The organism is Luteibacter sp. P4_E6, assembly GCF_056401535.1.
Map to the genome: position 1 here is coordinate 1 of NZ_JBFUJE010000122.1, position 9,785 is coordinate 9,785.

Sequence of the window (9,785 nt, forward strand, 5' to 3'; positions counted from 1 at the left end):
GCGGTCGATGAGTCGGTGCTTGAGTGCCGCACCGATGTGACCGACGACAAGGATACACAGGACCCACACGAGGCACACATGAAGGGTATCGGTGAGCAGACGCAGGGGCTCGTCCTTGCCGACCAGCACGGGCAGGAAGCCTATCCCGAAGAAACTGACCGGGTGCCCTCCCGCCATGCGATGCAGGTAGCCGGTAAGCGGAACGGCGAGCATCAACGAATACAGCACCCAATGCAGGGTATGCGCGACCGTTTGCTGCCACGAGGGAAGATGGGCTGGCAGCGCCGGCGGCTTGTGCGTGGCTCGCCAGAACAGACGAAACACGGCAAGCATGAAGATCAGGCTGCCGACCGAGGCATGGTAGAACAACACGGCGTCGTGCCCTGGCGCGCTCTTCGGAAAGGTTTCCATGAAGAAGCCAAGGCYGACATTGAGGAAGATCAGGAGCGCGATAAGCCAATGCATGGTGACGGCCACTTTCGTGTAAGTCATCGGCGGCAAGGTCGATACGGCGTATGAGGCGTTTACGGGCACGGACATGACGAATACCTCTGGGTGACGGCACGGGAGGCGTGCCCACGACAGGTAAGATCGTCCTGGGCCTGAGTTTATTCCCTGCTGTGACCGAAGCTGCTGGATTTCGCCCCGCCATGAGGGCAAGCTCCTGTCGGTAGCCGCGCCTGCGGCTCAGTGGACTCGAGGCATCCGTGTGACGACATCGAATCTGGCGCCTGGCCGCCTGGCGCGCCCGCTGCGCCTGGTGCTCCTGGATGACGACGACTTGCTGCGCGACCGCGTCCTTGCGCCCAAGCTGAGGCAGTTCGGTTTCGAGGTCACCGCGACCGGCAGCGCGGCCGAGCTGCGCGAGGTGGTCAGGATCGGGCCGCCGGACATCTTTCTACTCGATCTGGGCCTACCCGATGGCGATGGCTTCGAGGTGGCGAGATCGCTCCGCGCCGCCGTGCCTCGGGCCGGCATCATCATCCTCACGGGCCGCAGCGACAACGTCGACCGTGTGCGGGGCTTGTTCGAGGGTGCCGATGCCTACCTGACCAAGCCGGTGGAGATCGATGTGCTCGTGGCGACGCTCTATAGCGTGGCGCGGCGACTGGAGCCAGCGATGGCGCCGGCGGGGCATTGGACGCTCAGCCCGGACGAATGGTTCCTGCTGTCCCCCTCCGGCGGGCGGGTGATGCTGAGCAAGAGCGAGCGCCTCCTGCTCGAAGCGATGATCCAGCACGCTAACCAGGTCGTCTCGCGCGAGGCCCTGATCGCCGTGCTCACCGACGACGTCGACGCCTTCGATCCGCACCGCCTGGATTCCATGGTGCATCGCCTCCGCCGCAAGGTCCTGGCCGCCCTCGGCGAGCCCCTGCCCCTAAACGCCGCCCACGGCACGGGCTATGTTTTGGAAACCTGACGTGTCGGCCACCCGCCCGATCAGCGGCAGCAGCAGTCGAATCGTCGTCCCCTGCCCCAGCACGCTCTCCACGATCGTCTGGCCGCCGGCCTGCACCACGAGGTCGTGGACGACACTCAGGCCCAGGCCGGTGCCACGATCGGCGGCCTTCGTAGTGAAGAAAGGCTCGAACATCTGCGCGCGGGTCGATTCAGTCATGCCGATGCCCGTGTCCTGTACCGATAGCGCGACATAACCGTCGCTGTCTTCCAGGGTGATCGTGCAGCTGCCGCCACCCGGCATGGCATCGCGCGCGTTAGTCACCAGGTTGATGACGGCCATTTCAAACTGGCTGCGGTCGAAACGGATAAACCGCGGATCCGGCGGCGCATCGATACACAACTGGCAGTGTGAGGGCAAGGACTGCCGGGCAAGGGGACGCAACTCCCGCAACGCCGCCACCGCATCGAATTCCTCGGTAACCGTGACATCGTTCCGGCTGAAATTGAGCAGCTTGCGGCACACCGCCGTACCCCGGCGAGCGGCCAGCTCGATACCTTCCAGCGCGTCGGCCACAGCCCGTGTATTGCCGTCCATCGGCTCGTCTTCCGCAGGCAGGCGATCGCGCTCGGTGGAAAAGCCAAGGATGATGTCGAAAACGTTATTGACGTCGTGGGCGACACCGCTCGCCAGCTTGCCGACCGCGTCCATCTTCTGCGAGTGAAGCAGTCGCTCCTGCGTTCGCTCGCGTTCGGCAATCTCCCACGCCAGTTGCTGGCGGCGCCGATCCGACTCGAGCAGGCTCTCGCGCAACGCATAGATGCTGCGGTCGACGATCAGGGCAATGAGCAGGTAGCTGGTCAGCGCCCGCATCGGCAAGAGGTTGTAGATGGCCAGCAGAAGTCCGGGTGCGTTACCGCTTCCGGAAGCCTTCAGAGGATCCACGCTCATCACCAGGATCGCGACCTCCGCTGCGTAAGTCATCCACAACGCCTTGCGCCCGAGCATCAGGCCGCTCAGCGCGAGAATCATCATCAACGTGAGATTACCGTCGGTCGCGTGGTAGCCGAACGCCGCATAGGCCACCGCACCGCACGCGAGCATGGTGGCGACGAATTGCGAGACGGCGGGCGGGAATCGCCCACGACGAATCAGGTAGAAGCCCAACCATGCCGACAGGGTCATCGCCAGATCGGTGCCGATGTCGATGGCCATCGCCGCCGAAGCGCCGATACGCGCCTTGCCGTAAAAATGTTCCTGCAGATACGAGCCGTAAAGGCCGAACAAGTAGAGCTTGGTCGCAGGAATGCGCAAGCCCTCGAAGACGAGAAGCAACTGCATGAAACTCGCGTTGCGCCGGTCGACCGGATCGTCGATCGGCGTGTTGGCAAGCCAATGGCGAATGCGGGACAACATCCTGCGTTTCCCCTCGATGTCCGGCGGTGAGAACTCGGTGAGAAGCCGGCCAGTCGAGCGTGTGTGACTTTGCGACGGATGTAAAGCTATCGTCGAGCGTCCGCATGAACATGCGTCATGCGGACGTGTGCCGAAGGGGCAGCCTTTTACGGGTTGGGCACAAGAACTTACGAGGTAAACGGCTCTTTTCCTTCGGGGGTACTATGTCAGACATCATGTTCAGGCCTTGGCTTGTGGGCAGCGCGCTGCTCGTTGCCGCGGGCGCCGCATGCGATGCGCACGCCGCTGCCGCTACCGCTGCGGTAGGCAGCACCACCACTACACCGTTGATCACCAGGTCAGTCGATAAAAGCCAGATGACGACGCTGCCAGGCAGCGTGCCTGCCAGGGTCCGCAGTAGCGCCGATGCCGGCCCCATGGGAACCACCGAGGTGATTCCCTCGATGACCCTGGTGCTCAAGCGCAGCGACGACCAGCAGAAACGTTTCGATACCTACCTCGCCTCGCTGGACAATCCTTCCTCGCCCAATTTCCACAAGTGGCTGACCGCCAGCCAGGTGGGTGCGCAGTTCGGTCCGAACCAGAAAGACATCGCCGCCGTGAAGGCATGGCTCGCTAGCCAGGGCCTCGGCGTGAAGAACGTCTCCGCCGACGGCATGCTCATCCGCTTCACCGGCTCCGTGGGCGCCGTGCAACAGGCCTTCGGCACCTCGCTGCACCACTTCACCGACGCCAACGGCAAGCGCCACTTCGCCAATAGCGCCGAACAGAAGTTGCCCACTGCCCTCGTACCCGTCGTCCGTGGCGTCGCCTCGCTGACCGACTTCTTCCCGAAGCCCCAGAAGAAGGATGCCCAGCCGGTCAAACGCAACAAGAAGGGTGAATGGGTCACCGCCGGTGCGCCCTCGTCCGACTTCAACTTCGTCTACCAGGGCGACGTTCAGTACGACGTGGTGCCAGCCGACTTCGGCACCATCTACAACGTCAATCCCTTGTGGAGCCAGACGAACCCGGTGCGCGGCGCAGGCCAGACCGTGGCCGTGCTCGAGCGCACCAACGTGCTCGATGCCGATGTCGCCACCTTCCGGCATACCTTCCTGCCTGCCGATGCCAAGGGTGTCTTCACCCAGTTGCACCCGGCGGGATTCGCCGGCGATACCAGCTGCGGCGACCCGGGTACGAACGCCGATGAAGGCGAGGCCGCGCTCGACGCCGAGTGGGCCGGTGCCGCGGCGCCCGACGCCAACGTGACCCTGGCTTCATGCGCGGACAGCGGTGCGGATTTCGGCGCCTTCCTGGCCGCCCAGAACCTGCTGGAGCAGGACGCACCGCCACCCATCATGAGCCTGAGCTACGGCGAATGTGAATCCGTCAGCGCCGCCGTCGGCGACCTCGACGAAGCTGCGGCACTATGGTCCACCGCTGCCGCCGAAGGCGTGACCGTCTTCGTCTCCACCGGGGATGCTGGCTCGGCCGGCTGCGACCAGAACCAGGTCGCCTCCAGCTTCGGCATCGCGGTGAATGGCCTGGGCAGCACGCCCTACAACATTGCCGTCGGCGGTACCGACTTCGACGACTTCAAGAAAACGCAGAAGTACTGGCTGGCTGGTAACGGTGAGCTCGGTGCCAGTGCGATCAGCTACATCCCCGAGCAGACCTGGAACGATTCCTGCGCCAGCGCCCAGCTCGACAAGGTCCTGGGCATCGCCAATCCGAACAATGCCTGCAATTCGGCGGCCGGCGAAAACTTCCTCAACACTGCCGGTGGTAGCGGCGGCCCGAGCTACGTCTGGTCGCAGCCAACCTGGCAGCAGGGTATCGCTGGCATGGACCAGAACGTCACACGGGCGTTGCCGGACGTGTCGCTGTTCGCCGCGAACGGTCTCTACGGTCACGCGCTGATCTTCTGCATGTCCGATGCGGACCAGGGTGGCGTACCGTGTAACTACCTTGACCCGACCGACTCGCTGTTCAACAGCGCCGGTGGCACCTCGTTCGCTGCACCGGCCATGGCAGGCGTGCAGGCTCTCGTCGACCAGGCAAGCGCCAACCGCCTGGGCAATGTCGGCCCGACGCTCTACGGCCTGGCTCGCGCGCAGTACGGCACGGTCGCCACACCGGCAGCGGGCTGCAAAGCCAACGACACCACGTGCGTGTTCCACGATGTCACAGTGGGTGATATCGACGTTCCCTGCTTTGCAGGTACGGGCGATTGCTTCGTCAAGAAAGGCCAGCAATACGGCGTGGTCAGCGACGGCGGCCGTGCTTCGCTCGTCACCGCGTGGAAGACCGGCAAGGGCTACGACTACGCCACCGGCCTGGGCTCGGTCAACGTGACCAACCTGACCAACGCCATCGCCGCCAGGCAGACCCGCGGGCAGATCATTCCCCGCACCTGGGATCTGGCCGGCGCCAACGACAGCGCCAACCCCGGCGTAGGCCTGAACTCCGTGCTGGACGGTAAGAGCACGCTACTGCTGGTGGGTCCGAAGACCGGTAACGCCACCCTCGTGCGCATGAACGGAAGCACCGTGCTCTCCAGCGATACGTGGACCCCGGCGACCCAGGACAATGGCAATGTGGTCGACGGCTTTCAGCCGGGCGATCAGGTCAAGGCCATCCCGTTCGATATCTTCGGCGGCCAGCTGACCAACCAGACCGTGATGGAAAGCGACAACCCGACCACCAACACGCTGAACCTCGCGGTTTACAGCTACGGCTGGAACAACTTCCGCTTCCCATACCCGGCCGGCTGGAGCCTGGTCGGCGCCGGACTGATCGACGCGTCGGCCAAGTCCAAGGAAGTCTGGTTTAACGCCGGCACCGGCAAGGTGTCCTTCTGGACCTTCGATTGCAACGGCACCCTCAAGTTCGGCCGCTTCGACACCATGGACTGCGAACAGGGCGCATCCACGACGCTCGCCGCACCAGCGGGCTTCATGCCTAGCCTGGCCGATCTCAATGGCGACGGTATCCTCGACATCGTCTGGACCGGACCGAAGAACGCGGTGAAGTACTGGATCAACAACGGCCAGGGCGGCTTCACCAAGAGCGATGGCAGTAATGCCCCCGCGGGCTTCGCGCTTGTCGGCGTCGGCGAAGTCGCCGGCAGTGGCAAGACGGACCTGATCTGGTTCAACGCCAGCACCGGCAAACTGCGCTGGTGGGAGATGGACGGCACGACGGTCGCCAGCCAGGGAACCATGGCGGCTCCGGACGGCTATACCGTTGCGACGATCGAAGACTTCGACGGCGACGGCCTGGCCGACCTGGTCTGGACCAATGCCAAGGGCAAGGCCATCCTGTGGCAGGGCATCGGCGATGGCTTCGTCTCGCAGCAGGTGGCCGATGGCGAAGGCACGGCGTATGTCGTGCCCGCTGGCTACAAGGTGCAGATGAATCGCGTCCAGGGTGTCGTGAATGCTGCCGCTTCGTCGAGCGCCGCCGCGCAGGTGGCAGTGGCTGGTACGCACTGACCAGGACGACGTACTAACGAAAAGGGCGGACGGGAAACCGTTCGCCCTTCTCTTTGCCTGATATCAACCGGCGCCGTTGATACTCCGCGCCACCGCTTCCGCCACGCGAATGCCATCGACCGCAGCGGAGAGGATGCCACCGGCGTAACCGGCACCTTCGCCGGCGGGAAACAAGCCGCGCGTGTTGAGGCTCTGGTAGGCGTCGTCGCGACGGATGCGCACCGGCGACGAGGTGCGCGTTTCCACGCCGGTGAGCAGCGCGTCGTGCATGGCATAGCCCTTGATCTGGCGATCGAACGCTGGAAGCGCTTCGCGAATGGCCTCGATGGCGTACTCAGGAAGGGCCGGCGCGAGATCGGTCAGACGCACGCCAGGCTTGTAAGAGGGCTGTAYGCTGCCGAACCCTTCGGACGGCTTGCCCTTGATGAAATCGCCGACCAACTGCGCGGGCGCGCTGTAATCCCGGCCACCGAGCTCGTACGCACGCGATTCGAGTGCGCGCTGCAAGGCGATGCCGGCCAGCGGGCTACCGCTGTCGTCGAACGCGGCGAAGTCCTTCGGCTCGATACCCACCACGATCGCCGCATTCGCGTTACGTTCGTTACGCGAATACTGGCTCATGCCGTTGGTCACCACGCGCTCCGGCTCGGATGTCGCAGCGACCACGGTGCCGCCCGGACACATGCAGAAACTGTAGACCGAACGACCATTCTTGCAGTGGTGCACCAGCTTGTAGTCGGCCGCGCCGAGAAGCGCATGACCCGCCTGCGGCCCGAAGCGTGCCTGGTCGATGATCGACTGCGGATGCTCCACGCGAAAGCCGATGGAGAACGGCTTAGCCTCCATGTACACACCGCGGTCGTGCAGCATGAAGAAGGTGTCGCGCGCACTGTGCCCCACGGCGAGCACGACATGATCGCTCAGCAACTGTTCGCCACTGGCCAGCACGACGCCACGCAGTTGGCGTGACCCGTCGCTAGCGGTGTCGACCAGCACGTCATCGACGCGTTGCGTGAAGCGAATCTCGCCGCCCAGCGATTCGATGGTTTCACGCATGGTCTCCGCCATCGTGACCAATCGAAAGGTGCCGATGTGCGGCTTGCTCACATAGAGAATTTCTTCGGGCGCGCCCGCCTTCACGAACTCGCTGAGCACCTTGCGACCGTGGTGGAGCGGATCGGAAATCTGGCTATAAAGCTTGCCGTCGGAGAACGTGCCTGCGCCACCTTCACCGAATTGCGCGTTCGACTCCGGATCCAGCTTGCCCTTGCGCCACAGGTCCCAGGTGTCGACCGTGCGGTCGCGCACCGCCTTGCCGCGGTCGAGGATGATCGGCCTGTAGCCCATCTGCGCGAGCAGCAGGCCCGCGAACAAACCGCACGGCCCAAGGCCGATCACGATGGGGCGCTGCTTCAGATCGGCCGGCGCGTGCCCCACGAACTTATAACTGGTGTCCGGCGACGGCTGCACGTGCTTGTCGTCGGCATGCCGCGCGAGCAGGCCAGCCTCGTCCGTCACGTCCACGTCCAGCGTATAGATCAACTGGATGTTGCCGCGCTTGCGAGCGTCATGACCGCGGCGGAACACCGTGAAGCCCATCATGCCGCCCTTCCCCAGCCCCAGCTTGGCGCGAATGGCCGCCTCGATGGCGCCTTCGGCGTGATCGAGAGGAAGCTTGATGTCGGTGAGTCGGATCATGCGTGCAGGTGTCAGGCGGTTTGGCCGGGTATTTTCGCATGTCTGGGGCGTCGAGGGCTGGCGAGGCTTAACCTTGTGCCGCCGGAACGGCGGTCGTGCTGACAAGCCGACGCAAGCCCCCTCGGGCCACGTCGGCAAACTTGGAGGGATCGCCGAAAGCACGAGCGGTGAGCATGGCGCCGTAGATAAGTGAGATGAATGCCTCGGCTTCGGTACTTGCCGCGCCCTGGAGACGGAATACGCCCTGCTGCGCGCCCTTGGTGAGAATGGTCTCGAGCCAACGCGACAAGTCGCGGAAATGCGCGCGGACGCATTCCGCCAGCTCGGGCGGCAACGAGGGCAGTTCTGCCGCCAGCATGCCGGCGACGCAGAACGGAGCCGACGCGTCAGCGATGCACTGCTCCCAGTAGCCGGTGTAGAACCCCAGCTTCTTCACGGGATCGAAGTCGTCGCCATCGAGCAACGCGATCTGCTCGACGATGCCAGCCCGCGATTCTTCAACGACCGCCCGCGCCAGATCCGCCTTGGCCGGAAAATGGTGATGGATGCTCGCCTTCCGGACCTGGACCTGCTCGGCGACGTCGGCGTAGCTGAAGCCGTTATAGCCACGGGTCTGGATCAGATACCGCGCTGAATCGATGAGTTTCTGCTGGGTGGTCATAGGCATAGCCTACCATTCAGTAGGTTAACTATTCAACAGGAACAGAGTCCGATCCCAAAACAATAAGAATGTTGACTCCTTTGACTACCTACTAGTAGGGTTACTCTCCCACTTGAGGATGTACCAATGAACACACTACGAAGCTTTTACTTTCTCCGCTCAGGCGTTGCCTTCGCCTGGGTCGCCCTGGTGGTACTGCTATCGAACCTTGGCGTGCCACCCCTCGTCTCCGGTGCCCTCCTGGTCCTCTATCCCGCCTGGGATGCCCTCGCGAACATGCTTGATGCACGCCGATCTGGCGGCCTGCGCACCAACCCAGGCCAGCGACTCAACGTGGTGGTCAGCATCGCCACGGCGGCTGTCCTCGTCGTTGCGCTGACTGTCCGCGGGAACGCCGGCGGGTTGTTCGTCTTTGGCATCTGGGCCCTGTTGTCGGGACTGCTGCAGCTTTTCGTCGGCATTCGCCGCAGGAAGCTGGGCGGCCAGGTCTTCATGATGATCAGCGGCGTGCAGTCGGCACTGGCCGGCGTCTTCATGACCGTCCAGGCGTTCGGAGAGGCCCCCACGATCGCCAAGCTTGCCCCGTACGCGGCCTTCGGCGGGCTGTACTTCCTCCTGTCCGCGTTGCGGCTGACCTTCAAGCGCCCGACCTACGATGCCTATCAGCGTGAATCCACCTGATCCGGCCCGCGTGCCCCGGCAGACGACCAGATGAATCGGGTACTTTGGCGGCGACGGAACGGATTGTCCGGACCGGGATGCAGCGTTGAGGCGTTCTATGGTCAAACGGATCCTGTTGGCGGCGTTCATCGGCGTGGCCGTGACGCTTCTGCTCATCGCGCTTTCGTTCACGGCCGACGACGCAGGCCACGAGGCCTTATCGAACGCATTGTTCTGGCAAAACTCCCTTCTGCAGTCCCTGGTGCCCGCGCCCCATGGCGAGGCGGTAGGGAATCCGTTCGCCAACGGACTGCCCTTGCCGTTTGTCGTGTGGTTCGCGAGCGTTCCGCTTGGATTCGCTTTTTACGGGGTGGTGGCATTTGCCATCATCGGGAAGCTCAAAAAAAGGTTCTTCGCGGATTCTCGGGGGCCGGCCGCTTAACTTTGGGGCCGGGCTTTCTTTGGCACCTCGCAC

At 63.8% G+C, this 9,785-nt stretch carries 8 protein-coding genes; 4 read left to right on the top strand and 4 right to left on the bottom strand.

The genetic code is table 11. From position 1 onward, the window contains the following. The coding region (locus AC1DT2_RS09825) for a cytochrome b (protein ID WP_477296048.1) at positions 1 to 540 on the bottom strand (540 nt) is incomplete at its 3' end. A 169-nt stretch (positions 541 to 709) separates the two neighbouring features. Here AC1DT2_RS09825 and AC1DT2_RS09830 point away from each other — a divergent pair. Continuing rightward, the gene (locus AC1DT2_RS09830; RefSeq protein WP_477296049.1) at positions 710 to 1,420 is read left to right on the top strand and encodes a response regulator transcription factor; all 711 of its coding nucleotides are present in this window, start codon (positions 710 to 712) and stop codon (positions 1,418 to 1,420) included. Here the strand turns inward: AC1DT2_RS09830 and AC1DT2_RS09835 are convergent. After that, a complete protein-coding gene (locus AC1DT2_RS09835) occupies positions 1,379 to 2,815 on the bottom strand; it encodes a sensor histidine kinase (RefSeq protein ID WP_477296050.1) in 1,437 nt (478 codons plus the stop codon). The two genes, AC1DT2_RS09830 and AC1DT2_RS09835, sit on opposite strands and share 42 nt — an antisense overlap. A 356-nt stretch (positions 2,816 to 3,171) precedes the next feature. On the opposite strand from AC1DT2_RS09835, the gene AC1DT2_RS09840 reads away from it, so the two are divergent. Next, the gene (locus AC1DT2_RS09840; protein WP_477296051.1) at positions 3,172 to 6,291 is read left to right on the top strand and encodes a protease pro-enzyme activation domain-containing protein; all 3,120 of its coding nucleotides are present in this window, start codon (positions 3,172 to 3,174) and stop codon (positions 6,289 to 6,291) included. 63 nt (positions 6,292 to 6,354) lie between these two features. On the opposite strand, the gene AC1DT2_RS09845 is transcribed toward AC1DT2_RS09840, so the two are convergent. Both AC1DT2_RS09845 and AC1DT2_RS09850 read right to left on the bottom strand, forming a co-directional pair. Next, positions 6,355 to 7,989, bottom strand: coding sequence for an NAD(P)/FAD-dependent oxidoreductase (locus AC1DT2_RS09845; protein WP_477296052.1), 1,635 nt, complete (start codon positions 7,987 to 7,989; stop codon positions 6,355 to 6,357). A gap of 67 nt (positions 7,990 to 8,056) precedes the next feature. Beyond that, complete coding sequence (locus AC1DT2_RS09850) at positions 8,057 to 8,650, bottom strand: TetR/AcrR family transcriptional regulator (RefSeq protein WP_477296053.1); 594 nt, start codon at positions 8,648 to 8,650, stop codon at positions 8,057 to 8,059. 126 nt (positions 8,651 to 8,776) lie between these two features. Between AC1DT2_RS09850 and AC1DT2_RS09855 the strand changes: the two genes are divergently transcribed. Together AC1DT2_RS09855 and AC1DT2_RS09860 are read left to right on the top strand one after the other, a co-directional pair. Next, the gene (locus tag AC1DT2_RS09855) at positions 8,777 to 9,331 is read left to right on the top strand and encodes a hypothetical protein (RefSeq protein ID WP_477296054.1); all 555 of its coding nucleotides are present in this window, start codon (positions 8,777 to 8,779) and stop codon (positions 9,329 to 9,331) included. Positions 9,332 to 9,428: 97 nt separating this feature from the next. After that, entirely contained in the window at positions 9,429 to 9,752 is a 324-nt protein-coding gene (locus AC1DT2_RS09860; RefSeq protein WP_477296055.1) for a hypothetical protein, read from the top strand. Positions 9,753 to 9,785 lie beyond the last annotated feature (33 nt).